Here is a 25247-nt window from a genome sequence, read left to right as displayed (position 1 = left end):
TGCTCTTCTCTTTTGTCACGAGCCAGTGACAAACCCCGCCCCCTTCGTTACAAGCCCGCCCTGGCCCGTTGTTTAGACTGCCCGCAGTCCTAACAACAAAAAAGGGTCACGCCATGGACACCTTTCACCCAGACTTCAGCAGTTGGCTGAACGCCCCTGCCCACCAGCAATGGCTAGCCGCCGAAGGCCTGCGTCTGCTGGATTTCGCCAAGGCATCACGACTGCCCGAAGGCTTCGGCAACCTCGACGAACGCGGCCGTTTGCCGGCGAACGCACGAGCCGAAACCATGAACACCGCGCGCATGACCCACAGCTTCGCCATGGCGCACATTCAGGGGTTGCCGGGGTTTGCCGAACTGGTCGACCACGGTATCGCCGCGTTGCGCGGGCCGCTGCGTGATGCGCTGCACGGTGGCTGGTTTGCGGTTGCCCAGCATCGTGACGACAACACCGGCAAGAACGCCTATCTGCACGCCTTTGTCGCACTCGCCGCCAGCTCCGCCGCGGTCGCGCAACGGCCCGGCGCCCAGGCTTTGCTCGATGACGCAATCGACATCATCGACACTTATTTCTGGAGCGAAGAAGAGGGCGCCATGCGCGAATTCTTCAATCGCGACTGGAGCGAAGAAGAAGCCTATCGCGGCGCCAACAGCAACATGCACGCGACCGAAGCATTCCTGGCGCTGGCCGATGTCACTGAAGATCCGCGCTGGCTGGTGCGCGCCCAGCGCATCGTCGAGCGGGTGATCCATGGCCACGCTGCGGCCAACGGTTACATGGTCATCGAACACTTCGATCGCGACTGGCAACCGCTGCGCGAATACAACCACAACAACCCCGCCGACGGTTTCCGTCCTTACGGCACCACGCCGGGCCACGGTTTCGAATGGGCGCGCTTGCTCCTGCATCTTGAAGCCGCGCGAGTGCAGGCCGGCATGCTCACGCCGGGCTGGCTGGCCGTCGATGCGCAAAAACTCTTCGAAAACAATTGCCGCCACGGCTGGAATATCGATGGCGCGCCGGGCATCGTCTACACCCTCGACTGGGATAACCAGGCCGTCGTTCGCCATCGCCTGCACTGGACGCACGCCGAAGCCAGCGCCGCCGCCAGCGCCTTGCTCAAACGCACCGGCGACGCGCAATACGAAGCCTGGTACCGACTGTTCTGGGAATTCTGTGAGACGAATTTCATCGACCGCTGCAACGGCAGCTGGTACCACGAACTCAATCCGCAGAATGTCCCGAGTGCCGATATCTGGCCGGGCAAGCCCGATCTGTATCACGCCTGGCAGGCTGTGCTGATTCCACGATTGCCGCTGGCGCCAAGCATGGCCACGGCTTTGGCGCAGTCGTCCCGGACTGTTGCTGTGTAACCATGTCGTGACATTTACGCGTCCCTTCGTTACCTGCGAAGCGAAACGCTCTGTTTAAACTCCGTGCAGCGCAAGCACCAGACTTGCAATGCATAACAACAAGAAAGGTACATCTCGAATGAATGCGATTTCTCGCCTCGCTACTGTCATTTCTGTCGCCTCCCTGTTCCCGCTCGCAATCCTGCCGCTCAGTGTCTCCGCCGCCGATTCCAAAGGTTCGGTCGAAGTCGTGCACTGGTGGACTTCCGGTGGCGAAAAAGCCGCTGTCGATGTGCTCAAGGCCCAAGTCGAAAAAGACGGTTTCACCTGGAAGGACGGCGCTGTTGCCGGTGGTGGCGGTGCGACTGCCATGACCGTGCTGAAAAGCCGTGCCGTTGCCGGCAACCCGCCAGGCGTAGCGCAGATCAAAGGCCCGGACATCCAGGAATGGGCGTCGACCGGCCTGCTCGACACCGACGTTTTGAAAGACGTCGCCAAGTCGGAAAAGTGGGACAGCCTGCTCGACAAGAAAGTCTCCGATACCGTGAAGTACGACGGTGATTACGTGGCCGTGCCGGTGAACATTCACCGCGTGAACTGGCTGTGGATCAATCCGGAAGTCTTCAAGAAAGCCGGCATCACCAAGAATCCAACCACCCTCGAAGAGTTCTATGCAGCCGGCGACAAGCTGAAAGCGGCGGGCTTCATTCCGCTCGCTCACGGCGGTCAGCCTTGGCAGGACAGCACCGTGTTCGAAGCCGTGGTGCTCTCGGTCATGGGCGTGGATGGCTACAAGAAAGCCCTGGTTGATCTCGACAACAAAGCGCTGACCGGCCCGGAAATGGTCAAGGCGCTCACTGAGCTGAAGAAAGTCGCGACCTACATGGACGCGGACGGCAAAGGCCAGGACTGGAACCTCGAAGCGGCCAAGGTCATCAACGGCAAGGCCGGCATGCAGATCATGGGTGACTGGGCCAAGTCCGAATGGACCGCCGCCAAGAAAGTCGCCGGCAAGGACTACGAGTGCGTAGCGTTCCCGGGCACCGACAAGGCGTTCACCTACAACATCGACTCGCTGGCCGTGTTCAAGCAGAAGGACGCAGGCACTGCGGCCGGTCAGCAGGACATCGCCAAAGTCGTGCTGGGTGAGAACTTCCAGAAAGTCTTCAGCATCAACAAAGGCTCGATCCCGGTGCGCAACGACATGTTGAACAACATGGACAAGCTCGGCTTCGATTCCTGCGCACAGACCGCTGCCAAGGACTTCCTCGCGGACGCCAAGTCCGGCGGCCTGCAACCAAGCATGGCGCACAACATGGCGACCACGCTGGCGGTGCAGGGCGCGTTCTTTGATGTCGTGACCAACTACATCAACGACCCGAAAGCCGACCCGGCCGATGCGGCGAAGAAACTCGGCGCGGCGGTTCAGTCGGCCAAGTAATGCTTGGCCCCTGTAGGAGTGAGCCTTTGTGGTGAGGGGATTCATCCCCGATGGGTTGCGAAGCGACCCCGGAAAGTTGCAGCGGTGCAGTGTCTGAAATACCGCATGTAATGATTTCGCGACTGCTGCGCAGTCGATCGGGGATAAATCCCCTCGCCACAGGGCTCACTCCTGCAAGGGAATGCTTTCGTAAACCCTTATTGTGGATTTCCCCATGAGTTCTGTTGCTGTGTTCAGCAAGGCCTCGCCGTTCGATGCATTGCAGCGCTGGCTACCGAAACTGGTGCTGGCGCCGAGCATGTTCATCGTGCTGGTGGGCTTCTATGGCTACATCCTGTGGACGTTCATTCTGTCGTTCACCACCTCGACCTTCCTGCCCAACTACAAGTGGGCCGGTCTGGCGCAATACGCGCGGTTGTTCGACAACGATCGTTGGTGGGTGGCGAGCAAGAACCTCGCCGTGTTCGGCGGCATGTTCATTGGTATCACCTTGGTGATCGGTGTGTTGCTGGCGGTGTTCCTCGATCAGCGCATCCGTCGCGAAGGCTTTATCCGCACCATTTACCTGTACCCGATGGCGCTCTCGATGATCGTCACCGGTACCGCATGGAAATGGCTGCTCAACCCGGGCATGGGCCTGGACAAATTGTTGCGTGACTGGGGCTGGGAAGGCTTCCGTCTGGACTGGCTGATCGACCCCGATCGCGTGGTCTACTGCCTGGTGATCGCCGCTGTGTGGCAAGCCTCGGGCTTCATCATGGCGATGTTCCTCGCCGGCCTGCGTGGCGTCGATCAATCGATCATCCGTGCCGCGCAGATCGACGGCGCGAGCATGCCGCGCATCTACTGGAAAGTCGTACTGCCAAGCCTGCGGCCGGTGTTCTTCAGTGCCGTGATGATCCTCGCGCACATCGCGATCAAGAGCTTCGACCTGGTTGCGGCAATGACCGCCGGTGGTCCGGGTTATTCCTCCGACCTGCCAGCGATGTTCATGTATTCCTTCACCTTCAGTCGCGGCCAGATGGGCATGGGCTCGGCCAGTGCGATTCTGATGCTCGGTGCGATCCTCGCGATCATCGTGCCTTACCTGTACTCCGAGCTGAGGACCAAGCGTAATGACTAGTCTTGCTGCCAAACCCGCTATCAGCTTGAGCCGCATCGCAATCTACGCGGTGCTGATCCTTGCGGTGTTTCTGTATCTGGTGCCGCTGGTGGTGATGTTGCTGACCAGCTTCAAGACCCCGGAAGACATCAGCACCGGCAACCTGCTGAGCTGGCCGACCGTGGTCAGCGGCATTGGCTGGGTCAAGGCCTGGGCCACGGTTGACGGCTACTTCTGGAACTCGATCAAGATCACCGTACCGGCCGTCATCATCTCCACCGCCATCGGTGCGTTGAACGGTTACGTGCTGTCGATGTGGCGCTTCCGTGGTTCGCAGTTGTTCTTCGGTCTGCTGCTGTTCGGCTGCTTCCTGCCGTTCCAGACTGTGCTGCTGCCGGCCTCGTTCACCCTCGGCAAGATGGGCCTGGCGAGCACCACCACCGGTCTGGTGTTCGTGCACGTGGTCTACGGTCTGGCGTTCACCACACTGTTCTTCCGCAACTACTACGTGAGCATTCCCGATGCGCTGGTCAAGGCTGCGCGTCTGGATGGCGCGGGTTTCTTCACGATTTTCCGCCGCATCATTCTGCCGATGTCGACGCCGATCATCATGGTCTGCCTGATCTGGCAGTTCACCCAGATCTGGAACGACTTCCTGTTCGGTGTGGTGTTCTCCAGCGGTGATTCGCAACCGATCACCGTGGCACTCAATAACCTGGTCAACACCAGCACCGGCGCCAAGGAATACAACGTGGATATGGCAGCGGCGATGATCGCCGGCCTGCCGACCCTGCTGGTCTATGTGGTCGCAGGCAAGTATTTCGTGCGCGGGCTGACGGCCGGCGCGGTCAAGGGGGTAATCATGGCTACGCTTGAACTTCGCAACGTAAACAAGACCTACGGGGCCGGCCTGCCGGACACCCTGAAGAACATCGAACTGTCGATCAAGGACGGTGAATTCCTCATCCTCGTCGGCCCGTCGGGCTGCGGCAAATCGACCTTGATGAACTGCATCGCCGGTCTGGAAACCATCACCGGCGGCGCGATCATGATCGGTGATCAGGACGTCAGCGGCATGAGCCCCAAGGATCGCGACATCGCCATGGTGTTCCAGTCCTATGCGCTGTACCCGACCATGAGCGTGCGCGAGAACATCGAGTTCGGCCTGAAAATCCGCAAGATGCCGCAGGCGGCGATCGACGAAGAAGTCGCCCGTGTCGCCAAGCTGTTGCAGATCGAACACCTGCTCAATCGCAAGCCGGGCCAGCTCTCCGGTGGTCAGCAACAGCGCGTGGCGATGGGCCGTGCCTTGGCGCGGCGGCCGAAGATCTACCTGTTCGACGAACCGCTGTCGAACCTCGACGCCAAGCTGCGCGTCGAGATGCGCACCGAAATGAAACTGATGCACCAGCGTCTGAAAACCACCACGGTCTACGTGACCCACGACCAGATCGAAGCGATGACCCTGGGCGACAAGGTCGCGGTGATGAAGGACGGCATCATCCAGCAGTTCGGTACGCCGAAAGACATCTACAACGACCCGGCCAACCTGTTCGTCGCAAGCTTCATCGGTTCGCCGCCGATGAACTTCATCCCCCTGCGTTTGCAGCGCAAGGACGGTCGCCTGCTGGCGCTGCTCGATAGCGGCCAGGCGCGCTGCGAATTGCCGATGAGCATGCAGGACGCCGGCCTTGAAGACCGCGAAGTGATCCTCGGCCTGCGCCCGGAGCAGATTGTTCTGGCCCGCGGCGAGGGCAATGGTCTGCCGAGCATCCGTGCCGAAGTGCAGGTCACTGAACCGACCGGTCCGGACACGCTGGTGTTCGTCAATCTGAATGACACCAAGGTCTGCTGCCGACTGGCGCCGGACGTGGCACCGCAGGTGGGCGAAAGCCTGACGCTGCAGTTCGATCCATCGAAAGTGTTGTTGTTCGACGCCAATACCGGCGAGCGTCTGGGCGTTGCGGGCCAGGTGCAGACAGAGACCCGGTCGGCGAATGTGGCGCAGTTCAAAGGCCGCTGAAGTAAAAAATGTGGGAGCGAGCCTGCTCGCGAAAGCGGTCTGACATCCAGCATTGATGTCGCCTGATACACCGCATTCGCGAGCAGGCTCGCTCCCACAGGGGGCAAGCAGTGCCCGGCCTGTCGAGCACTGCACTTTATGTAAACCGCGTTAGATAAAAACAGTTAATAACAATAAAGACGAGGATGTAGGGATGAAAAAGAAACACGTCAATGCCCGGTTGATCTGCCAGGTTTCAGCGGCAGCTGCACTGGTGCTGGCCGGTAATGCGATGGCGGCGGATGCGTTCAGCTCCGACTCCAAGTGGATGACCGGCGACTGGGGCGGCGAGCGCACCAAGCTGATCGAGCAGGGTATCGACATCAAGGCCGACTACGTTGGCGAGATGGGCGCCAACCTGAACGGCGGTTACAACGACGACAAGACTGCGCGTTACGCCGACCAGTTCGGTCTGGGCGTGGCCCTCGACCTGCAGAAGCTGTGGGGCTGGGACAACACCCAGGCGAAGATCCAGCTGACCAATCGTAACGGCTACAACATCTCCAACGACCGCGTTGGCGATCCGCGTGCCGGCACCCTCAGCTCCTCGCAGGAAGTCTACGGCCGTGGCCACATGGTGCGTCTGACCCAACTGTGGATTCAGCACCAGTTCTTCGACAACAAGCTCGACGTCAAGGCCGGTTACTTCGGCGAAGGCGAAGACTTCAACACCTTCCCGTGCGACTTCCAGAACCTGGCGTTCTGCGGTTCGCAAGTGGGTAACTGGGCGACCAACATCTGGTACAACTGGCCCGTCAGCCAGGCCGCGATCCGTGTGAAGTACAACATCAACGACGAGCTCTACGCGCAGATCGGTGCGTACAACCAGAACCCGTCGCAACTGGAACACGGCAACGGCTTCAAGCTCAGCGGCAGCGGCACCAAAGGTACCGTGCTGCCGGTTGAGTTGGTCTGGTCGCCGAAGGTCAACAGCCTGCCGGGCGAATACCGCGTCGGTTACTACAAGAGCACGGCCGATGCCGACGACGTTCGCGAAGACGTCAACGGTCTCGATGCGGCAACCACCGGTGATGACTACAAGTCGCACAACAGCAAAAGCGGTTACTGGTTCGTTGCGCAACAGCAGCTCACCAGCCACAACGGTGATGCGACTCGCGGTCTGAACATCGCCGCCAACGCGACCTTCCACGACAAGGACACCAACTTCATCGACAACTACCAGTCGGTGATGTTTGTCTACAAAGGCCCGTTCGACGCGCGTCCGAAGGATGACATCGGTATCGGCGCGGCGCGTATCCACGTCAACAAGGATGTCAAGCGCAACGCTGAACTGCTGAACGCTGCCAACGGTGTGTCCGACTACGACAACGCCGCGTTCTCGCCGATTCGTGAGACCGAGTACAACTACGAGCTCAACTACGGCATCCACGTCACTAACTGGCTGACCGTGCGTCCCAACCTGCAATACATCACCCATCCGGGCGGTGTGGATGAAGTCGATAACGCTTTGGTCGCTGGCCTGAAAATTCAGTCAACGTTCTAACGCGTCTGCGATAAGCTCCTCTCTATGTGCGCATTTTGCGGACAGCCCAGGCTGTCCGCTTTTTTTTGTGACACAGGTCAGATGTGTTGCTTGATGATTTTTTGTGGCTGGAGAGCTTTTTGTGGCGAGGGGATTTAGCGAAACGTCGCACCGCCCCGCTGGGCTGCGAAGCGGCCCCAAAACCATCCACTGAGGTGTATCAGCGAGAGGCCGTTTTCCAGGTTTGCGACTGCTTCGCAGTCGAACGGGGATAAATCCCCTCGCCACAGTATTCAAGGGTCACAAAGGTAATTGTACCCCCATGATTTTCAGGACCGTAGCCAATGCATGAGCATCCGCTGCAACGCTTCTTCAAATCCCTGCGCGAGCGACCGGTGTTCGCCTGGGAGCGCTATCAGATGCGCGACGTGTTGGTGATCGATCATCCGCTGTGTCAGGCGGTGTTCAGTCGGCAGGGTGCGCAGTTGCTGCACTTTCAGCCGCGTGGGCAGAAGCCGTGGTTGTGGTGCGCGGCGAAGTGGCCGCATGTCGGCGCGATTCGCGGTGGCGTGCCGGTGTGCTGGCCGTGGTATGGCCGTCATCCGAGCGAAAACGCCTGGCCGTCGCACGGTTGGGCGCGACTGCTCGACTGGAAACTGCTCGACAGCAGCAGCGCCGAGGATGGCGTGCGCCTGCACTGGCAATTGCAGCTGTGCGATTGGCAGGTCGACCTGCACGCGCACCTGGGCGAACGCATGGAATTACGCCTGAGCACCGAGCATCAGGACGACATGCCGTGCCAGTTGAGCCAGGCTTTGCACGCTTACTGGCGTATAGGCGATGTTGGTGAGATAGCGCTGTCTGGGCTCGAAGGCGCTCAGGGTTATGACCAGTTGAATCGCCAGGTTTGCCAGCAGGAAGGTGAATTGCGGGTCGATGGCGGCTGTCAGCGGGTGTTCCAGCATGACGGCGAATTGCAGCTCAAGGATCACGCTTGGCAGCGCGAGTTGTGCATCGATACCGGTGACAGCGGCGACACCGTCGTCTGGCATCCCGGCGCGCGGCCGTTACTGGGGGTAAGTTGGGACGAGATTTCCGAATTCGTCTGCGTGGAAGCAGCGGCGGGCGGCACGGACAGCCTGCACCTGGCGCCGGGGGAGAAGGCGCATTTGAGTTTGCAGGCGTGGGCGGCGGCTTAGTGCGTCAAGTACACCGATACCCTCACCCTAGCCCTCTCCCAGAGGGAGAGGGGACCGAATGGGGGATGCTCAAGAATTACGCCGACGTGAAAGTGCAGTTCTGAATCCATAATCGACTGGATATTTCAGGTCGATGTACCGCGCAAGACACCTCGGTCGGCTCCCTCTCCCTCCGGGAGAGGGCTGGGGTGAGGGGGCTTTTGATCTTTAGTTGAATTCATCCCCAACCGGATACCGGCTCGCATTCAAGCTCTCTTTGATCTTGCGCAGATGCGGCTGGAAATCCACGCCACGGCGCAGGGTCATCCCCGTTGCCAGCACATCCAGCACGGTCAACTGAATGATCCGCGAGGTCATCGGCATATAAATGTCGGTGTCTTCCGGCAGCGGAATGTTCAGGCTCAGGGTACTGGCTTTGGCCAGCGGTGAATTCTCCGCTGTCAGGCCCAAAACCGAAGCACCGTTCTCCCGGGCGATTCGCGCCACTTCCACCAGTTCGCGGGTACGCCCGGTGTAGGAAATGATCACGAACAGCTCACCGGTGTGCGCCACCGAAGCAATCATCCGCTGCATCAGCACATCGGCGTGGGCAGTGACAGCGAGGTTGAAGCGGAAGAACTTGTGCTGCGCATCCAGCGCCACCGGGGCCGAAGCGCCGAGGCCGAAGAAGTGGATCTGCCGGGCCTGGATCAACAGGTCGACGGCACGGCTGATCAGGTTCGGGTCGAGCGCCTGGCAAGCACTGTCCAGGGAAGCGATGGCGCTGCCGAAGATCTTCTGCGTGTACGCCTCGGGATTGTCATCGGCCTCGACCGCACGGCTGACATACGCCGCGCCACTGGCCAGGCTCTGCGCCAATTGCAGCTTGAGTTCGGGGTAGCCGCTGACACCGAACGAGCGGCAGAAACGGTTGACCGTCGGTTCGCTCACCGAGGCGGCCTGGGCGAGGGCGGCGATGCTGAAGCGGGTGGCCTGCTGCGGGTTGAGCAGAATCACCTCGGCGACCTTACGTTCGGCCTTGTTCAGCTCTTCAAGGCGACTCTGGATCTGTTCCAGTAAATTTCGCACGCGGTCCATATGGAATTCCTGATTCACCGACGCAGAGTTGCGTCGGGCTATGCAAATTGGGCCTTTGATATGGCCCGTGACGGTGGCCTATCCTACTGATGCGTCCGGGCGACCACCACTCGGATTGAGTATTCTGCGAAAATGTTGTGGTTATTACTACATTTTCCCTTGAGTGATGCCTTGAAAAAAGGTATTTGTAGCTTAACTTGATAAAAGAACAAACATCATGCCTTCCATTACGGTTGAACCGTGCACCTTTGCCTTGTTCGGCGCGCTTGGCGATCTGGCCCTGCGCAAGCTGTTTCCTGCCCTGTATCACCTTGACGGTGCCGACCTGCTGCACGAGGACACGCGCATCATCGCGCTGGCCCGTGAGCCCGGCAGCGAGCAGCAGCACATGGCGTTCATCGCCGCCGAATTGCGCCGTTACGTCGGCAAAGAGCTGAACGAAACCGTGGCCGAGCGCTTTCTCGCGCGCCTGACCTATCTGCACGTCGACTTCCTCAAGGCTGAGGATTACGTGGCGCTGGCGGAACTGGCCGGCAGCAGCCAGCGCATGATTGCCTACTTCGCCACCCCGGCGGCGGTGTACGGCGCGATCTGCGAGAACCTCGAGAAAGTCGGTCTGGCCGAAAATACCCGTGTAGTGCTGGAAAAACCGATCGGCTCTGACCTGGAGTCCTCGCGCAAGGTCAACGACGCAGTAGCGCAGTTCTTCCCGGAAGACCGCACCTACCGCATCGACCACTACCTGGGCAAAGAGACCGTTCAGAACCTGATCGCCCTGCGTTTCGCCAACAGCCTGTTCGAAACCCAGTGGAACCAGAATTACATCTCCCACGTGGAAATCACCGTGGCCGAGAAGGTCGGCATCGAAGGCCGCTGGGGCTATTTCGACAAGGCCGGCCAACTGCGCGACATGATCCAGAATCACCTGTTGCAGCTGCTCTGCCTGATTGCCATGGACCCGCCGGCCGACCTGTCCGCCGACAGCATCCGTGACGAAAAGGTAAAAGTGCTCAAGGCGCTGGCGCCGATCAGTCCGGAAGGCCTGACCACACAAGTGGTGCGCGGCCAGTACATCGCCGGCCACAGCGAAGGCAAATCCGTTCCGGGTTACCTCGAAGAACCGAATTCCAATACCCAGAGCGACACCGAAACCTTCGTCGCCCTGCGTGCCGATATCCGCAACTGGCGCTGGGCCGGCGTGCCGTTCTACCTGCGTACCGGCAAGCGCATGCCGCAAAAGCTGTCGCAGATCGTCATCCACTTCAAGGAACCGTCGCACTACATCTTCGCCCCGGAGCAGCGCCTGCAGATCAGCAACAAACTGATCATCCGCCTGCAACCGGACGAAGGCATTTCCTTGCGCGTGATGACCAAAGAGCAGGGCCTGGACAAGGGCATGCAACTGCGCAGCGGCCCGCTGCAACTGAATTTCTCCGACACCTGGCGTAGCGCGCGGATCCCCGATGCCTACGAGCGGTTGTTGCTGGAAGTGATGAACGGCAATCAGAACCTGTTTGTCCGTAAAGATGAAATCGAAGCCGCGTGGAGGTGGTGTGACCAGCTGATCGCCGGGTGGAAGAAATCCGGTGACGCGCCCAAGCCGTATGCGGCCGGGTCGTGGGGGCCGATGAGCTCCATTGCTTTGATCACGCGGGACGGGAGGTCGTGGTATGGCGATATCTGATGTGCAACTGCCGGCGGGTGTGACTGCCCGCGAATTCAACAGCCCGGTGCTGCTGGCTGAAGGCCTGGCGCTGAACGTTGCCAATCAACTGAGCGACGCCATTGCCGCGCGCGGCAACGCGGTGCTGGTGGTGTCCGGCGGGCGCAGCCCGGTAGCGTTTTTCCAGCACCTGGCCAAGCAGGAGCTGGACTGGTCGAAGGTCGTTGTGACCCTGGCCGACGAACGCTGGGTACCGGTGGAACATGCCGACAGCAATGCCGGTCTGCTCAAGCAGTATCTGCTTAAAGGCCCGGCAGCCAAGGCACAGTTCCTCAGCCTCTACAGCGCGGCGGCCAACGTCGAGCAGGCTGCTGAACAGGCCGATCGTCTGCTCGGCGAACTGCCGCCGATCGACGTGCTGGTGCTGGGCATGGGCGATGACGGCCACACCGCATCGCTGTTCCCCGACAGCCCGAACCTCGCCGAAGCCCTGCAAGCCGATGGCACGCGCCGTTGCTGGCCGATGCTGGCGCCAAGCGTGCCGCGTCAGCGCCTGACCATGAGCCGCGCGCTGCTGGCCTCGGCCCGGCACAAGATTCTGTCGATTTCCGGTCAATCGAAACTGACCACCCTGAATGCCGCGCTGGCATCCGATGACGTTGCGGCCATGCCGGTGCGCGCGTTTCTGCAACCTACGTTAGAGATTTACTGGTGCCCATGAGCCAAGGAACAGCCGCTATGACAACCCCATCCCCGACCGTTTCCATGGCGGACAAAGTTGCCCTGATCGACAGTCTCTGCGCCAAGGCGCGGATCCTGCCGGTGATCACCATCGCTCGCGAACAGGACGTGCTGCCGCTGGCCGACGCCCTCGCCGCCGGTGGCCTGACTGCGCTGGAAGTGACCCTGCGTTCGCAGTTCGGCCTCAAGGCCATTCAGATCCTGCGCGAACAGCGCCCGGAACTGATGACCGGTGCCGGCACCGTGCTCGACCGCAACATGCTCGCAGCGGCGGAAGCGGCAGGCTCGCAGTTCATCGTCACCCCGGGCATCACCCGCGACCTGCTCGAAGCCAGCGTCGACAGCCCGATTCCGCTGTTGCCGGGCATCAGCAACGCCTCGGGGATCATGGAAGGCTACGGTCTGGGCTATCGCCGCTTCAAGCTGTTCCCGGCGGAAGTCAGCGGTGGCGTGGCGGCAATCAAGGCCCTCGGCGGCCCGTTCGGCGAAGTGAAATTCTGCCCGACTGGCGGCGTCGGCCCGGCCAATATCAAGAGCTACATGGCGCTGAAAAACGTCATGTGCGTGGGCGGTAGCTGGATGCTTGATCCGGAGTGGATCAAGAACGGCGACTGGTCCCGCATTCAGGAATGCACTGCCGAAGCCTTGGCGCTGCTGGACTGATCGTTACCCGACACTTCGTTGTGTGCTTTACGGCTTTATGGTGCGCTTGGTCGGCGCACCTTTTTTTTGCGCTGAAAAAAATTGCCGGTACATGCGGCGATACATAGTTACTGCACGCTGACTTTTTCACGGGGTTAATCTGCGTCCATCTTATGGAAGAGAGAACGCCTCATGGACGACCTTCAGTCTCTGACCCTTACGCCACAATCCCGTTATCAACCGAAGCAACTTCCCCTCGGCCGGCCCGCAGCTGAATCTCAAGTGCGCAATATCAGCCAAGGTGTCCAAGGCTTGCCGCTGGTCCTGCGTCTGTCGCTGGTCGATGCGATGACCAGCGAGCCGGTCATCGGCGCGCTGGTGCGCATTCAACAGCGTGTCGATGGCGACACCAGCCTGGGCGGCAGTCAATCGACCGACAGCCATGGCATCGTCCGTTTCACCAGTGTCTATCCGGACCGACTGGCGCACGGCGCTGCTTGCCTGAAGCTGAACGTATTCATTCCCGGCGACGAAGCAGGAGCGCAAGCTCACCACGAGGCCTGGGCCGGCACCTTGCACGTCCCAGGCCGCTGCGGCTGTGAAGGTGCCGCCGAGGACGCCTTGCGGTTGGTGTTGCAGCCGATCGCCGGCGCGGATCTTGAAGACGGTGCTTTCGCCTGCCAGACCCTCGGCATCGACACCTTCGCCGTGTCGTCGCAGCTTGGCCTTGAAGGCTACGAAAAAAACTCCGGAGCGCCGTTCTAGCGCAGTTGGTCCAGCGCCCGAACCAGCTGCTCCATCTCGCCAGCCGTGGTGGTCAGCCCCGGGGTAATGCGAATACACGGCCCGCACGCGGCGCCGGTGCGCACCACGGTGAACAGGTTGAACTCTCTGAGCAGACGCTCGGCCATGGCCTGCTGATCGGCATGCCGGGTGAAGCGCAGCGCGGTGATCCCGCAATACAGTTGCGGGTCGTCCGGCGTCAGCACCTCGATGCCCGGCAGGTGCCGGACCCGGCTGACCCACAGGTTGCGCAGGTAACTCAGGCGTGGGCTTTTGGCTGCGGCGCCGCCGAGCGCGTCGTGCTCTTCGAACACCAGCGGCAAGGTCATCAGTGCCGGGATGTTCGGCGTGCTGTACGAGGTCCGCGCGCGAATATCGCTGACCGGGTAATGCATCTCGCCCATGTCCGGATCGATGTCGGCGAGACGCTGCGGGGCGATATAGATAAAGCCGAGGGTCAGCGGTGCGCCGATCCATTTGTGCAGGTTGTAACCGGCGAAAGCGATGCCCAACGCTTGCAGGTCGAATTCAATCTGGCCGAGGGCGTGGGCACCGTCGAGGATGATGTCGACGCCATGCTCTTTGGCCAGCGCGGCGATGGCTTGCACGGGCATAACCAGACCGGTGCGATGGGTGACGTGGGTCAGGGCCATCAGTTTGAGTTTTGGATGGCGGACGAACGCCTCGCGGTAGCTTTCCAGCAGGCTGTCGAAACTGGCGGGATGGTGGTGGGCAATTTCGATGACCTCAACGCCACGCTGCTTCGCCAGCCAGCGCATGGCGCCCTTGACCGTGTCGTACTCGAGGTCGCAGATCAGTACCTGATCACCCGGTTGCAGACGATTGTAATTGCGGATCAGCGATTGCAGGCCTTCGGTGGCATTGCGCGTCAGCGCCACGCTTTGCGCGCGCACGCCAATCAGTTCGGCCAGTTGCGCGCGGATCTCAAGGTTGTCGTGCTGTTCAAAGCGCTGGCGTGCATAAATCGAGTTGCTGGCGTTGATCAGCTCGATATTGCGCTGGTACTCCTCGATCACTGTGCGCGACATGCGCCCGAAGTAACCGTTTTCCAGATTGACCGGACCGGGCTGCACATCGTATCGATCGGCAAAGGTTTGCCAGAAGGCTTCGTCACGGGCGCGGCGGGTGTTGTCAGGCATGGTCGGCAAGGCTCAAGAGGGAAGGGCGCGTCAGTGGCGCGGGGCGGGTTTGCCGTGTTTTGCGCGCAGCGGCTCGAGCAGGTCGGACAGGCCGTTATGGTCGATCTCCTGCATCAGCGCCAGCAGGCCACCGAGTTCACCGTGGGGAAAGCCTTCACGGGCAAACCAGTTCAGATAGGGGCCGGGCAGGTCGGCAATGATTCGGCCTTTGTACTTGCCGAAGGGCATTTCGCGGGTAATCAGCAGTTCGAGTTTTTCCGGATTCATCAGCACGCTTCATCGATTCACATCACAGCCTGGAAAATACAGGCATTCTGCATGCAGGCCAAATGACAGATCATGCAAAAAACCAGCATACAGATGGTTCAATCTTTCGTAATTTGTTGAAAATAAAGGATTTTTATCCGATCAAAAAGCTGGCACGCACACTGCAATATCCCTTGCATCTTCAACCCATCGCAAGGAATTGAAAAATGACCGACATGAAAAAAGAAGCCATTTCTGTACTCAACGACCTGATTGAAACCTGCAAGGACGGTCAGGAAGGGTTCAAGACTTGCGCTGAAGACATCAAGCACCCAGAACTGAAAACCCTGTTCGTGACTCGCTCCGCTGATTGCGCCACCGCAGCAGCCGAGCTGCAGGCTCAGGTACGTTCGCTGGGCGGCGATCCGGAAACCTCGACCAGCGTCAGCGGTGATCTGCACCGTCGCTGGGTCGATGTCAAGGCCATGTTCACCGGTAAAGACGAAGAGGCTGTGCTGAACGAAGCAGAGCGCGGTGAAGACCACGCACTGAAGGCCTACAAAGAAGCCCTCGAGAAAATCACCAAGCACAACCTGGTGGGTATTCGTGATCTGGTTGAACGCCAATATCACGGCGTACAACGCAACCACGACCAGGTGAAAGCCCTGCGCAACCAGGCTCGTGCGAGCTCGTAAGAGTTAGTCGGCTGAAAAAAAACGCCAGCTTGTCTGGCGTTTTTTTGTGCCTGGCGAAAAGCCCCTCACCCTAGCCCTCCCGAAACGTCGGACCGCCCGGAGGGAGAGGGGACTGACCGAGGTGTTCTTGAAAGTTACAGCGATGTGAAATATCCAGTCGAACTCAGGATTTGGAAAGCCAGGAAATCGGCTCCCTTTCCCCCTCGCCCCCTTGGGGGAGAGGGCTGGGGTGAGGGGGCAGCAATCTACCTGACACCCTACAATCCATCAGCCGATACTGATCGCCGGCAATGTCGGCAACGTCACCGTCTGCTGTTTACGTGGCGCGAGAATCTCCGCCTCGCCATCCACCACCAACTCATCACGCTGATTGAATACGCGAGTGGCAATGCGCACGCGAAATTTCGGCAGTTTCTCGAGAATTTCCAGGCGCACTGTCAGCGTGTCGCCGATCTTCACCGGCTTCTGAAAGCTCATCTGCTGACCGATGTAAATGGTGCCCGGCCCAGGCAATTCACAGGCCACCGCTGCACTGATCAGCGCACCGCTGAACATGCCGTGGGCGATGCGTTCCTTGAACATGCTGGCGGCGGCAAACTCGGCGTCCAGATGCACCGGGTTGTGGTCGCCTGACATCGCGGCGAACAGCTGAATGTCGCGCTCTTCGACAGTCTTGCTGTAGCTGGCGGTCTGGCCGACTTCGAGGGCTTCGTAAGGGATGTTGGTAACCTGGGTCATCGGTTTCGATTCCTGTGACGGATTTCAGTCAATCCACAAAAAATTATTCGCTGCGCTGCGGGCGCCGGTGGCTCAGGGCCTGGTCGATCCAGGCGAGCACATCGGCGGTCACTTCGTCGCGATTACTTTCATTGAACAATTCGTGCCGGGCCTGCGGGTAGATCTTCAGTTGCAGATGCTGGCTGCCGGCCCTGCGCAAGGCATTGGCCAGATCTGTCAGACGCTTGCCCTCGCTCACCGGATCACATTCGCCGCCAATCACCAGCAGCGGCAGGCCCGGGTCGATCTGCGCGAGATTGGACGCTTTGCTGATTTGCTGCAACCCGCCGAGCAGGTCGACCCACAGCTGATTGGTGCAGCGAAAGCCGCATAACGGGTCGGCGGCGTACTTGTCGACTTCGGCCGGATCACGGCTCAGCCAGTCGAAACGGGTGCGCACCGGTTTGAATTTATTGTTGAACGAGCCGAACGACAGCCACTCGATCAACGCACTGCGGCCCTTGCCGCCCTGACGCAGTTTTTCCAGCCGGGCAATCTGCCGGGCGGCGCGATACAGCGCCACTGGCTGGTAATTAGAGCCGCTGAGAATCGCCCCGTGCAGACTGGCACTGTGGTGCAGCAGATACGCCTGCGCCAGATAGCTGCCCATGCTGTGGCCGAGGAGGATGATCGGCACGCCGGGATGTTGCTGGCCGATGTGCTGGTTGAGGCTGGCCAGATCGCCAACCACCTTGCACCAGCCATCGTCATCGGCGAAATGGCCGAGGGTGCCGTTGTCGGCGGTACGACCATGGCCGCGCAGATCCGGGGCGTAGACGCCATAGTCTTTGTCGCAAAACGTGTCAGCGAGCCGCATGTAGCGAGCGCTGTGTTCGGCCATGCCATGGGCCAGCAGAATCACCGCTTTCAATGGCGTGGCCGGCAGCCAGCGGTTGACGTACAGGCGGCTGCGGTCACTCGCGTCCAGCCAGAAGGTGTCGTGGGTCATGGCGATTCCTTTGCTCAGCATCGCCACAGTGTATAGCGCGTCTGATCAGCTCACGCCACGGCTGGAAGATTCACGGGATCAATGAGGGCCTGCGTCATATTTGCCTCAATGGCCATAGCTGCTAGTGTCCGTGAAGCTCCGCTTTGTGCTTTTCGCCTTCCATGGACGAAGCAGAAACGACAGAAAGCGGCTCCCGGATCGGCTCAGGTAAAGAGGACAAGAACAATGCAACCTGATTTCTGGAATGACAAACGCCCGGCCGGCGTACCGCTGGACATCGACATGGGCGAGTTCAAGTCGGTCATCGAAGTGTTTGAGCGTTCCTGCAAGAAGTTCGCTGACCGCCCGGCGTTCAGCAGCATGGGCATCACCCTGACCTACGCCGAACTCGAACGCCAGAGTGCGGCGTTCGCCGGTTACCTGCAGGCCCATACCGATCTGGTGCCGGGGGATCGCATTGCGGTGCAGATGCCCAACGTCCTGCATTATCCGATTGCCGTGTTCGGCGCGCTGCGCGCCGGGCTGATCGTGGTCAACACCAACCCGCTCTATACGCCGCGCGAGATGCGCCACCAGTTCAAGGATTCCGGCGCACGCGCGCTGGTCTACCTGAATCTGTTCGGGCAGAAAGTCCAGGAAGTGCTGCCCGACACCGACATCCAATATTTGATCGAAGCGAAGATGGGCGACCTGATGCCCACCGCCAAAGGCTGGCTGGTCAACACCGTGGTCAGCAAAGTGAAGAAACTGGTTCCCGAGTATTCGCTGCCGCAAGCGACCTCGTTCAAAAGCGCGCTGCGCATGGGGCGTGGTCTGGGCATCAAGCCGCTGAACGTCGGCCTCGATGACATCGCCGTGCTGCAATACACCGGCGGCACTACCGGCCTGGCCAAGGGCGCGATGCTCACCCACGGCAATCTGGTGGCGAACATGCAGCAGGTGCGCGCCTGTCTGGCTCAGCTCGGCCCGGATGGTCAGCCGCTGTTGCGCGAAGGCCAGGAGGTGATGATCGCGCCGCTGCCGCTGTACCACATCTATGCCTTCACCGCGAATTGCATGTGCATGATGGTGTCGGGCAACCACAACGTGTTGATCTCCAATCCGCGCGACATCGCCGGCTTCATCAAGGAACTGAAAAACTGGCGCTTCTCGGCGCTGCTGGGTTTGAACACCTTGTTCGTTGCGCTGATGGATCACCCTGACTTCAAGACCCTGGATTTCTCCAGCCTCAAGCTCACCAACTCCGGCGGCACTGCGCTGGTCAAGGCCACCGCCGAGCGCTGGGAGCAGATGACCGGTTGCCGTATCACCGAAGGCTACGGCCTGACCGAAACCTCGCCGGTGGCGTGCACCAATCCTTACGGCGATCAGTCGCGCCTGGGCACTGTCGGCCTGCCGGTGCCGGGCACGCTGGTGAAAATCATCAATGATGACGGCGTCGAACAGCCACTGGGCGAACGCGGCGAGCTGTGCATCAAAGGTCCGCAGATCATGAAGGGCTACTGGAACAAACCCGAAGCCACCGCCGAAGTGCTGGACGCCGAGGGCTGGTTCAAGTCCGGCGATATCGCCGTGATCGACCCGGACGGTTTCGTGCGCATCGTCGATCGCAAGAAGGACATGATCATTGTCTCCGGCTTCAACGTGTACCCCAACGAAATTGAAGACGTGGTCATGGCTCACCCGAAAGTCGCCAACTGCGCGGTGATCGGCGTGCCGGACGAGCGTTCGGGAGAGGCGGTGAAGCTGTTTGTGGTAGCGCGGGAGAGCGGGGTCAGCCTGGAAGAGCTGAAGGCTTACTGCAAAGAGAATTTCACGGCCTACAAGGTGCCGAAGCACATCGTGCTGCGTGAGTCGCTGCCGATGACGCCTGTAGGGAAAATTCTGCGGCGCGAGTTGCGGGATATCGCATAAAGGTTACGAGCGAAAAGATCGCAGCCTTCGGCAGCTCCTACAGGAAACGCATTCCAAATGCAGGAGCTGCCGAAGGCTGCGTTCTTTTGCTTTTACACCCCATGACTACGGGGCTTTCACAGGGTAATAGGATTTTTGCTCTAAAATGACCGCTGGCAAGTCTTGAGTCATCAATATGACTGTAGGGGCCTCTTTTGGCTCTGGTCGACCCTTGGCAAAGCTGCTACTCTCGGCGCGCTTTGTGACTTCTCGGCCTGTAAAACGCCGGATTCACCAATACAAAACACACACCAATAATAATCGCATCAAATGCGGTGAAGAATTCGCGTTGCTGAGGAGTGGGCTTCCATGATCGAAGACTTTTGGAAGGATAAGTACCCGGCTGGAATCGCAGCCGAGATCAATCCAGACGAGTATCCGAACATTCAGGCAGTGTTGAAGCAATCCTGCCAACGCTTCGCCAACAAACCGGCTTTCAGCAACCTCGGCAAGACAATCACCTACGGTGAGCTGTACGAGCTGTCCGGTGCCTTTGCCGCGTATCTGCAACAGCATACCGACTTGCAGCCCGGCGATCGAATCGCCGTGCAACTGCCCAACGTCCTGCAATACCCGGTCGCGGTCTTCGGTGCCATTCGCGCCGGGCTGATCGTGGTCAACACCAACCCGCTGTACACCGCGCGGGAAATGGAACACCAATTCAACGACTCCGGCGCCAAGGCCCTGGTGTGCCTGGCGAACATGGCGCACCTGGCCGAAGCCGTGGTGCCGAAGACCGGCGTCAAGCACGTCATCGTCACCGAAGTCGCCGACTTGCTGCCGCCGATCAAGCGCCTGCTGATCAACAGCGTCATCAAGTACGTGAAGAAAATGGTCCCGGCCTATCACTTGCCCAAAGCCATCAAGTTCAACGACGTCCTGAGCAAAGGCCACGGCCAGCCAGTGGCCGAAGCCAATCCGGACAGCGGCGATGTCGCAGTGCTGCAATACACCGGCGGCACCACCGGCGTGGCCAAGGGCGCGATGCTCACGCACCGCAACCTGGTCGCCAACATGCTGCAATGCAAGGCGCTGATGGGCTCCAACCTCAACGAAGGCTGCGAGATCCTGATCACGCCGCTGCCGCTGTATCACATCTATGCGTTCACCTTTCATTGCATGGCGATGATGCTGATCGGCAACCACAACATCCTGATCAGCAACCCGCGCGACCTGCCGGCGATGGTCAAGGAACTGTCGAAGTGGAAGTTCAGCGGTTTCGTCGGTCTGAACACGCTGTTCGTGGCGCTGTGCAACAACGAAGGTTTCCGCAAGCTGGATTTCTCCGCGCTGAAAGTTACCCTGTCCGGCGGCATGGCCCTGCAACTGGCGGCGGCCGAGCGCTGGAAAGCCGTGACCGGTTGCGCCATCTGCGAAGGCTACGGCATGACCGAAACCAGCCCGGTGGCCACGGTCAACCCGATTCAGCACATCCAGATCGGCACCATCGGCATTCCGGTGCCGTCGACCCTGTGCAAAGTCATCGACGATGCCGGTGTCGAGCAGCCGCTGGGCGAAATCGGCGAGCTGTGCGTCAAAGGCCCGCAAGTGATGAAGGGCTACTGGCAGCGTCAGGAAGCCACCGATGAAATGCTCGACAGCGACGGCTGGCTGAAAACCGGTGACATCGCGCTGATCCAGCCGGACGGCTACATGCGCATCGTCGATCGCAAGAAAGACATGATTCTGGTGTCTGGCTTCAACGTCTATCCGAACGAACTGGAAGACGTGCTGGCGACTTTGCCGGGCGTGTTGCAGTGCGCGGCGATCGGTGTGCCGGACGAGAAATCGGGTGAGGCGATCAAGATTTTCATCGTCGCCAAGCCGGGCGTGACCCTGACCAAAGAGCAGGTCATGGACCACATGCGCGCCAACGTTACCGGCTACAAAGTGCCGCGCTCGGTGGAATTCCGCGATGCGCTGCCGACCACCAACGTCGGCAAGATCCTGCGCCGCGAGTTGCGGGATGAAGAGCTGAAGAAGATCAAGGCCAAGTCTGCCGCGTAAATAAAAAGCCCCGCAGATGCGGGGCTTTTTGTTGGGAAAGATTGGTGATTTGCAGCGTCTGGTAAATTCTACCCCCTCACCCCAACCCTCTCCCCCAAGGGGGCGAGGGGGAAGGGAGCCGATCTTCAAGCTTTTCAGAACCTGAGTTCGGCTCGATATTTCAGGTCGGCGTATTCCGTAAGAACAACCCGGTCGGTCCCCTCTCCCTCTGGGAGAGGGCTAGGGTGAGGGGAAGGGCTGACGCCACAAATCCTACTGACGAAACGGCGCAAAATTCACGTTGGTCCCCGCCGGTCGCATGTCCTGCAGATAAGAATCCTTGTCCGCACTCAATTCCAGGCTCAGCGCCGCCTTGCGCTTGCCTTCGTTGCGAATCACCAGGCCTTCGAGCTTTTCGCGCAGGAACACCGTGGGCACTTTCAGGTGCAGCAACTCATCGGTGGCCGGAGTGTGCAGCAGCAAGTGAATCCACTCGTACTGACCGATGGCCAGACGCGATACCGGCAGGTCGAACCACCAGATATTGCGGTTACGGTTCAGTTCGGCGAAGTGGCAGTTGTTGGTGCCGAGCACGGCGCCGCCCAGTTCCTGGTTGCGACGGGCGATGGCCTGGGTTTTATTGAGCTTCATGACATTCCTGCGAATCGGTGTGCCGGGCGCGACGCCCGTAGGCTGAGCATTCTCGGGGCAACGCCGGCAAACATAAAGCGCAACCTGCGCGCCACGACGAAATGCCGGCAAAATAAATGAAACTCGGCGCAAAGCGCACCGGTCAATCGTTACGTAATGACTTTTCTTCCCTATATGCATCACGGAGAAACACCATGAGTAGCACAGGCGATAAAGTAAAAGGCATGGCCAACGAAGCCGTCGGTAACGTCAAGCAAGGCGTCGGCAAGGTCACTGACAACGACAAGCTGCGCGCCGAAGGCAAGGTTCAAGAGAAAAAAGGCGAAGCCCAGCAAGCGGTTGGCAACGCCAAGGACGCGGTGAAAAAAGGCGTCGACAAGGCGTAAGCGAGCCTTGAACGAATCACACGAGCGGCCATCCAAGGATGGCCGTTTTTGTATCAGAACCCTGCGGTTATCCGCCGAAGGATCGCCAAGTAGGCTACCTTGAGGTAAAAAACGGCCCCTGAGTCGCCACGACTTCAACCTTCTGCGGCGCAAGGAGACGCGAATGATATTTCCGGACATGAAAGGTCTGCCCCTGCACCGGGTGATGGTGCGCACGGTCACTGAGTTCGTCGATGACGAAATGTCGACCTACGCCTCGGCGCTGGCCTACCAGATGCTGTTCTCGCTGTTTCCGTTCATTCTTTTCCTGATTGCCCTGATCGGTTTCCTGCACCTGCCGGACTTCTTTTCCTGGCTGCGTCTGCAATCTGAATTGGTGCTGCCACCGCAGGCACTGGAGCAGGTCAACCCGGTGATCGACCAGTTGCAGCAATCCAAGGGTGGCCTGCTGTCCATCGGTATCGTGATCGCGCTGTACACCGCGTCAGCCGGCGTGCGCCTGATGATGAGCGCAATGAATGCCGCCTACGACGTGGTTGAAGGCCGGCCGATCTGGAAGCGTTTCCCGTTGTCGATCGTCTACACCGTCGGCATCGCCGGCATGCTCTTGATCGCCGCTGCGCTGATGGTGCTCGGGCCACAGGTGATGGGCTGGATTGCCGCACAAGTGGGACTGGAATACTTCATCGTCACGGTGTGGACGATCGCCCGCTGGCCGGTGATCGTGATTCTGATGATGGTCGCGGTGGCGCTGATCTATTACGTGATGCCCGACGTCAAACAGGAATTCCGTTTCATCACCCCGGGTTCGGTGCTGGCCGTGGTGGTGTGGATCCTCGCCTCGTTGGGGTTTGCCTTCTACGTGAAAACCTTCGCCAACTACAACGCGATGTATGGCAGCATCGGGGCGATCATCGTGCTCTTGCTGTATTTCTACATTTCCTCCGCAGTCCTGTTGCTCGGCGCGGAGATGAATGCAGTGATCGAGCACATGTCCGCCGAAGGCAAGGAAAAGGGCGAAAAAGCCCCTGGCGAGCCTGACGAATCCCCCAAACAACACGTCTCGGGCCTGGGCCGCGATCATTCGCTCAAGCCGGACACTGATGAAGCGCGACCATGATTCGTGAAATTCTGAAAATGGGTGACGAGCGCCTGCTGCGCATCGCCGCGCCGGTACCACCGGAAATGTTCAACAGCGCCGAGCTCTGGCAACTGATCGATGACATGTTCCAGACCATGGAAAGCGTCGGCGGCGTTGGCCTCGCGGCGCCGCAGATCGGCGTCGACCTGCAACTGGTGATCTTCGGCTTCGAACACAGCGAGCGTTACCCGGATGCTGAAGCAGTGCCGCAGACGATCCTGATCAACCCGCTGATCACGCCGTTGAATCCGTTGATGGAAGAGGGCTTCGAAGGTTGTCTGTCGGTGCCGGGCCTGCGCGGCGCGGTGGAGCGTTATCAGCAGATTCGCTACGAAGGCTTTGATCCGAAGGGCGAGCCGATTGTGCGAGTGGCCTCGGGGTTTCATGCACGGGTGGTGCAGCATGAATGCGATCACCTGATCGGCCGGCTGTATCCGTCGCGGATTACCGATTTCAGCAAGTTCGGCTTTACCGAAGTGCTGTTTCCGGATCTTGATCCCAACGCTGACGACTGATTGTCAGAACACCATCAACCCCTGTGGGAGCGAGCCTGCTCGCGAACGCGGAGTATCAGAACCAAATTCGGCGCTGACACACCGCATTCGCGAGCAGGCTCGCTCCCACAGGGTTTCAGCGTAAATCTGCGGGATTGAGTCCCATCGCAATCATCGGCTTGCTCCGCGCGTACCGGCTCAACCGCTCGGCCATCGCCTGCGGCAGCGGCGGATCGAAGCTGAACCCGCGTCGCTCATAAAACCCGCGCAAATCCGGATGGCAAAACAGCCACACCGGCTCGTCCACCTGGGCAACCGCCGCTGCGATCAACTGCGCAGCGACACCTTGTTCCCGATACTGCGGATCAACAAACAACCCCGTCAGCCAGTGTCCGCCCGAGACTGGCCGCAGGCACAGCGCCGCAACGATCTCGCCGCGCCTTGCCACCCACAGCTGCGCCTCGCGCACGGCTTTCATCGACGATTGGTGGCGGCGGTAGAACTTGTTCATCAGCGGCCACAACGATTCGTCGAGCTGGCTGTAGTGGATATCGGACATGGTTCGGGCTGTCGCTGCGAAAAGCGCCGATTATAAAAGAACGCGCGCTTCGGGATAGGTGTATACCTGAACTCACACCCCTGTGAGTGGAGTACCGATAATGTCCAAAGGTATGGATTCAAAGAAAGCCGCGAAGAAAAAGCCGGCCAAGACCGCGATTGAAAAACGCGCAGAGAAGAAAGCCAAGAAGGTCGATATTTTCGGCCACTGATCAAACCATGCGGAAGCCCGGTTCACGGGCTCCCGCCTCGCTGGCGAAAACGTCCGTTTTCACCACACTGTTTCCCGCGCTGAACCGTTTCTTGTGCAAAAAATGCCAGATACTGGCCGACTAGTGGCCTTGCGCCCGGTGTTCGGCTGGCTATGCTTGCAGGTAACTAACCATGTCGACCGTCATGCCAACAGGCCGACGGCACAGGTTGGTCCGTGATTCATGCTGCCAGAGTGCGCAATTCAAGGCACCAACACTGAACCAACAAGGAGCGTCACTTAAATGGAAGTTCTTCTACGCGTTAGGGCTGGCCCGCATGCGGGCTATCAAGAAAAGGATGTCTTGATCAGAGCGTCGCTGCACGACGCATCCGATTGATCATCATTTATCACCTGACAACTTCCTCCCGTGGGGGAAGGCGTGTGCCTGTTCTGTGGAACGTAGTGATGGATCTTGCAAGACCTGAACTTTCATCAAATCAAAAGAACGCGCGG

At 59.7% G+C, this 25247-nt stretch carries 23 protein-coding genes and 1 pseudogene; 17 read left to right on the top strand and 7 right to left on the bottom strand.

From position 1 onward, the window contains the following. The first annotated feature begins 113 nt into the window (after window positions 1-113). From AB4N85_RS15215 to AB4N85_RS15185, 7 genes and pseudogenes are all read left to right on the top strand, one after another. Complete coding sequence (locus AB4N85_RS15215) at window positions 114-1373, top strand: D-mannose isomerase (RefSeq protein ID WP_460064903.1); 1260 nt, start codon at window positions 114-116, stop codon at window positions 1371-1373. 118 nt (window positions 1374-1491) lie between these two features. Continuing rightward, a complete protein-coding gene (locus AB4N85_RS15210; protein ID WP_024014061.1) occupies window positions 1492-2793 on the top strand; it encodes an ABC transporter substrate-binding protein in 1302 nt (433 codons plus the stop codon). A gap of 214 nt (window positions 2794-3007) precedes the next feature. Continuing rightward, window positions 3008-3916 carry a carbohydrate ABC transporter permease gene (locus AB4N85_RS15205; protein ID WP_042607263.1) on the top strand — a complete coding sequence of 303 codons (909 nt, stop codon included), beginning with the start codon at window positions 3008-3010 and terminating at the stop codon, window positions 3914-3916. Continuing rightward, window positions 3909-4751: pseudogene (locus tag AB4N85_RS15200) on the top strand (carbohydrate ABC transporter permease); the annotation flags it as partial. The gene AB4N85_RS15205 and the pseudogene AB4N85_RS15200, both read left to right, overlap by 8 nt. Before the next feature lie 6 nt (window positions 4752-4757). Further along, entirely contained in the window at window positions 4758-5918 is a 1161-nt protein-coding gene (locus AB4N85_RS15195; protein WP_460068356.1) for an ABC transporter ATP-binding protein, read from the top strand. Window positions 5919-6111: 193 nt separating this feature from the next. Then, on the top strand, window positions 6112-7461 hold the full coding sequence (locus AB4N85_RS15190) for a carbohydrate porin (protein ID WP_016773536.1): 1350 nt from the start codon (window positions 6112-6114) through the stop codon (window positions 7459-7461). A 323-nt stretch (window positions 7462-7784) separates the two neighbouring features. Further along, a complete protein-coding gene (locus AB4N85_RS15185) occupies window positions 7785-8639 on the top strand; it encodes a D-hexose-6-phosphate mutarotase (protein ID WP_039758108.1) in 855 nt (284 codons plus the stop codon). A 207-nt stretch (window positions 8640-8846) separates the two neighbouring features. Here AB4N85_RS15185 and AB4N85_RS15180 read toward each other — a convergent pair whose 3' ends face one another. Then, window positions 8847-9707 (bottom strand): MurR/RpiR family transcriptional regulator, encoded by an 861-nt coding sequence (locus tag AB4N85_RS15180; RefSeq protein WP_169842436.1) that lies wholly within the window; start codon window positions 9705-9707, stop codon window positions 8847-8849. 226 nt (window positions 9708-9933) lie between these two features. On the opposite strand from AB4N85_RS15180, the gene zwf reads away from it, so the two are divergent. From zwf to AB4N85_RS15160, 4 genes are all read left to right on the top strand, one after another. Then, a complete protein-coding gene (zwf, locus tag AB4N85_RS15175; RefSeq protein ID WP_252868144.1) occupies window positions 9934-11400 on the top strand; it encodes a glucose-6-phosphate dehydrogenase in 1467 nt (488 codons plus the stop codon). After that, on the top strand, window positions 11387-12100 hold the full coding sequence (gene pgl, locus AB4N85_RS15170; protein ID WP_252868143.1) for a 6-phosphogluconolactonase: 714 nt from the start codon (window positions 11387-11389) through the stop codon (window positions 12098-12100). Before zwf ends, pgl begins: the two co-directional genes overlap by 14 nt. Window positions 12101-12117: 17 nt before the next feature. Beyond that, the gene (locus AB4N85_RS15165) at window positions 12118-12783 is read left to right on the top strand and encodes a bifunctional 4-hydroxy-2-oxoglutarate aldolase/2-dehydro-3-deoxy-phosphogluconate aldolase (protein WP_056787965.1); all 666 of its coding nucleotides are present in this window, start codon (window positions 12118-12120) and stop codon (window positions 12781-12783) included. Window positions 12784-12954: 171 nt separating this feature from the next. Continuing rightward, window positions 12955-13527: a peptidase associated/transthyretin-like domain-containing protein gene (locus AB4N85_RS15160; protein WP_150637501.1), complete on the top strand. Its 573-nt coding sequence runs from the start codon at window positions 12955-12957 to the stop codon at window positions 13525-13527. Here the strand turns inward: AB4N85_RS15160 and AB4N85_RS15155 are convergent. Further along, window positions 13524-14705 carry an aminotransferase class V-fold PLP-dependent enzyme gene (locus AB4N85_RS15155; protein WP_150637503.1) on the bottom strand — a complete coding sequence of 394 codons (1182 nt, stop codon included), beginning with the start codon at window positions 14703-14705 and terminating at the stop codon, window positions 13524-13526. The two genes, AB4N85_RS15160 and AB4N85_RS15155, sit on opposite strands and share 4 nt — an antisense overlap. Window positions 14706-14735: 30 nt before the next feature. Beyond that, window positions 14736-14972 carry a DUF3820 family protein gene (locus AB4N85_RS15150; protein ID WP_003227425.1) on the bottom strand — a complete coding sequence of 79 codons (237 nt, stop codon included), beginning with the start codon at window positions 14970-14972 and terminating at the stop codon, window positions 14736-14738. A gap of 206 nt (window positions 14973-15178) precedes the next feature. Here AB4N85_RS15150 and AB4N85_RS15145 point away from each other — a divergent pair, with 206 nt between their 5' ends. Next, window positions 15179-15646, top strand: a complete 468-nt coding sequence (locus AB4N85_RS15145; protein ID WP_252868142.1) for a ferritin-like domain-containing protein — start codon at window positions 15179-15181, stop codon at window positions 15644-15646. Between the two features lie 267 nt (window positions 15647-15913). Here AB4N85_RS15145 and AB4N85_RS15140 read toward each other — a convergent pair whose 3' ends face one another. Beyond that, window positions 15914-16384 (bottom strand): MaoC family dehydratase, encoded by a 471-nt coding sequence (locus AB4N85_RS15140; RefSeq protein ID WP_003227420.1) that lies wholly within the window; start codon window positions 16382-16384, stop codon window positions 15914-15916. Window positions 16385-16427: 43 nt separating this feature from the next. Next, window positions 16428-17372 carry an alpha/beta hydrolase gene (locus tag AB4N85_RS15135; RefSeq protein ID WP_252868141.1) on the bottom strand — a complete coding sequence of 315 codons (945 nt, stop codon included), beginning with the start codon at window positions 17370-17372 and terminating at the stop codon, window positions 16428-16430. 225 nt (window positions 17373-17597) lie between these two features. Between AB4N85_RS15135 and fadD2 the strand changes: the two genes are divergently transcribed. Together fadD2 and fadD1 are read left to right on the top strand one after the other, a co-directional pair. Continuing rightward, on the top strand, window positions 17598-19286 hold the full coding sequence (fadD2, locus tag AB4N85_RS15130; RefSeq protein WP_024014054.1) for a long-chain-fatty-acid--CoA ligase FadD2: 1689 nt from the start codon (window positions 17598-17600) through the stop codon (window positions 19284-19286). Window positions 19287-19634: 348 nt separating this feature from the next. Next, window positions 19635-21332 carry a long-chain-fatty-acid--CoA ligase FadD1 gene (fadD1, locus tag AB4N85_RS15125; protein WP_024014053.1) on the top strand — a complete coding sequence of 566 codons (1698 nt, stop codon included), beginning with the start codon at window positions 19635-19637 and terminating at the stop codon, window positions 21330-21332. Between the two features lie 252 nt (window positions 21333-21584). Here fadD1 and AB4N85_RS15120 read toward each other — a convergent pair whose 3' ends face one another. Beyond that, a complete protein-coding gene (locus AB4N85_RS15120; RefSeq protein WP_016775519.1) occupies window positions 21585-21962 on the bottom strand; it encodes a hypothetical protein in 378 nt (125 codons plus the stop codon). A 194-nt stretch (window positions 21963-22156) separates the two neighbouring features. On the opposite strand from AB4N85_RS15120, the gene AB4N85_RS15115 reads away from it, so the two are divergent. The 3 genes from AB4N85_RS15115 to def all read left to right on the top strand — a co-directional run bounded on the left by AB4N85_RS15115 (window position 22157) and on the right by def (window position 24004). Then, on the top strand, window positions 22157-22348 hold the full coding sequence (locus AB4N85_RS15115) for a CsbD family protein (RefSeq protein ID WP_041479186.1): 192 nt from the start codon (window positions 22157-22159) through the stop codon (window positions 22346-22348). A 163-nt stretch (window positions 22349-22511) separates the two neighbouring features. Further along, window positions 22512-23468, top strand: coding sequence for a YihY/virulence factor BrkB family protein (locus AB4N85_RS15110; RefSeq protein ID WP_041479188.1), 957 nt, complete (start codon window positions 22512-22514; stop codon window positions 23466-23468). Continuing rightward, window positions 23465-24004 carry a peptide deformylase gene (def, locus tag AB4N85_RS15105; protein ID WP_076563914.1) on the top strand — a complete coding sequence of 180 codons (540 nt, stop codon included), beginning with the start codon at window positions 23465-23467 and terminating at the stop codon, window positions 24002-24004. Before AB4N85_RS15110 ends, def begins: the two co-directional genes overlap by 4 nt. Before the next feature lie 115 nt (window positions 24005-24119). On the opposite strand, the gene AB4N85_RS15100 is transcribed toward def, so the two are convergent. After that, window positions 24120-24542 (bottom strand): GNAT family N-acetyltransferase, encoded by a 423-nt coding sequence (locus AB4N85_RS15100; protein ID WP_095181495.1) that lies wholly within the window; start codon window positions 24540-24542, stop codon window positions 24120-24122. Window positions 24543-25247: the final 705 nt, after the last annotated feature.

This window comes from Pseudomonas sp. H1_G08 (assembly GCF_054681355.1).
Note: the sequence above shows the minus strand (reverse complement) of the source record. Positions and strands in the feature narration are given on the sequence as shown.

What these genes read in the sequence shown, in the direction of transcription:
- AB4N85_RS15215 (WP_460064903.1), top strand. Translation starts at nt 114, where the DNA reads ATGGACACCTTTCACCCAGACTTCAGCAGTTGGCTGAACGCCCCTGCC.
- AB4N85_RS15210 (WP_024014061.1), top strand. Translation starts at nt 1,492, where the DNA reads ATGAATGCGATTTCTCGCCTCGCTACTGTCATTTCTGTCGCCTCCCTG.
- AB4N85_RS15205 (WP_042607263.1), top strand. Translation starts at nt 3,008, where the DNA reads ATGAGTTCTGTTGCTGTGTTCAGCAAGGCCTCGCCGTTCGATGCATTG.
- AB4N85_RS15195 (WP_460068356.1), top strand. Translation starts at nt 4,758, where the DNA reads ATGGCTACGCTTGAACTTCGCAACGTAAACAAGACCTACGGGGCCGGC.
- AB4N85_RS15190 (WP_016773536.1), top strand. Translation starts at nt 6,112, where the DNA reads ATGAAAAAGAAACACGTCAATGCCCGGTTGATCTGCCAGGTTTCAGCG.
- AB4N85_RS15185 (WP_039758108.1), top strand. Translation starts at nt 7,785, where the DNA reads ATGCATGAGCATCCGCTGCAACGCTTCTTCAAATCCCTGCGCGAGCGA.
- zwf (WP_252868144.1), top strand. Translation starts at nt 9,934, where the DNA reads ATGCCTTCCATTACGGTTGAACCGTGCACCTTTGCCTTGTTCGGCGCG.
- pgl (WP_252868143.1), top strand. Translation starts at nt 11,387, where the DNA reads ATGGCGATATCTGATGTGCAACTGCCGGCGGGTGTGACTGCCCGCGAA.
- AB4N85_RS15165 (WP_056787965.1), top strand. Translation starts at nt 12,118, where the DNA reads ATGACAACCCCATCCCCGACCGTTTCCATGGCGGACAAAGTTGCCCTG.
- AB4N85_RS15160 (WP_150637501.1), top strand. Translation starts at nt 12,955, where the DNA reads ATGGACGACCTTCAGTCTCTGACCCTTACGCCACAATCCCGTTATCAA.
- AB4N85_RS15155 (WP_150637503.1), bottom strand. Translation starts at nt 14,705, where the DNA reads ATGCCTGACAACACCCGCCGCGCCCGTGACGAAGCCTTCTGGCAAACC.
- AB4N85_RS15150 (WP_003227425.1), bottom strand. Translation starts at nt 14,972, where the DNA reads ATGAATCCGGAAAAACTCGAACTGCTGATTACCCGCGAAATGCCCTTC.
- AB4N85_RS15145 (WP_252868142.1), top strand. Translation starts at nt 15,179, where the DNA reads ATGACCGACATGAAAAAAGAAGCCATTTCTGTACTCAACGACCTGATT.
- AB4N85_RS15140 (WP_003227420.1), bottom strand. Translation starts at nt 16,384, where the DNA reads ATGACCCAGGTTACCAACATCCCTTACGAAGCCCTCGAAGTCGGCCAG.
- AB4N85_RS15135 (WP_252868141.1), bottom strand. Translation starts at nt 17,372, where the DNA reads ATGACCCACGACACCTTCTGGCTGGACGCGAGTGACCGCAGCCGCCTG.
- fadD2 (WP_024014054.1), top strand. Translation starts at nt 17,598, where the DNA reads ATGCAACCTGATTTCTGGAATGACAAACGCCCGGCCGGCGTACCGCTG.
- fadD1 (WP_024014053.1), top strand. Translation starts at nt 19,635, where the DNA reads ATGATCGAAGACTTTTGGAAGGATAAGTACCCGGCTGGAATCGCAGCC.
- AB4N85_RS15120 (WP_016775519.1), bottom strand. Translation starts at nt 21,962, where the DNA reads ATGAAGCTCAATAAAACCCAGGCCATCGCCCGTCGCAACCAGGAACTG.
- AB4N85_RS15115 (WP_041479186.1), top strand. Translation starts at nt 22,157, where the DNA reads ATGAGTAGCACAGGCGATAAAGTAAAAGGCATGGCCAACGAAGCCGTC.
- AB4N85_RS15110 (WP_041479188.1), top strand. Translation starts at nt 22,512, where the DNA reads ATGATATTTCCGGACATGAAAGGTCTGCCCCTGCACCGGGTGATGGTG.
- def (WP_076563914.1), top strand. Translation starts at nt 23,465, where the DNA reads ATGATTCGTGAAATTCTGAAAATGGGTGACGAGCGCCTGCTGCGCATC.
- AB4N85_RS15100 (WP_095181495.1), bottom strand. Translation starts at nt 24,542, where the DNA reads ATGTCCGATATCCACTACAGCCAGCTCGACGAATCGTTGTGGCCGCTG.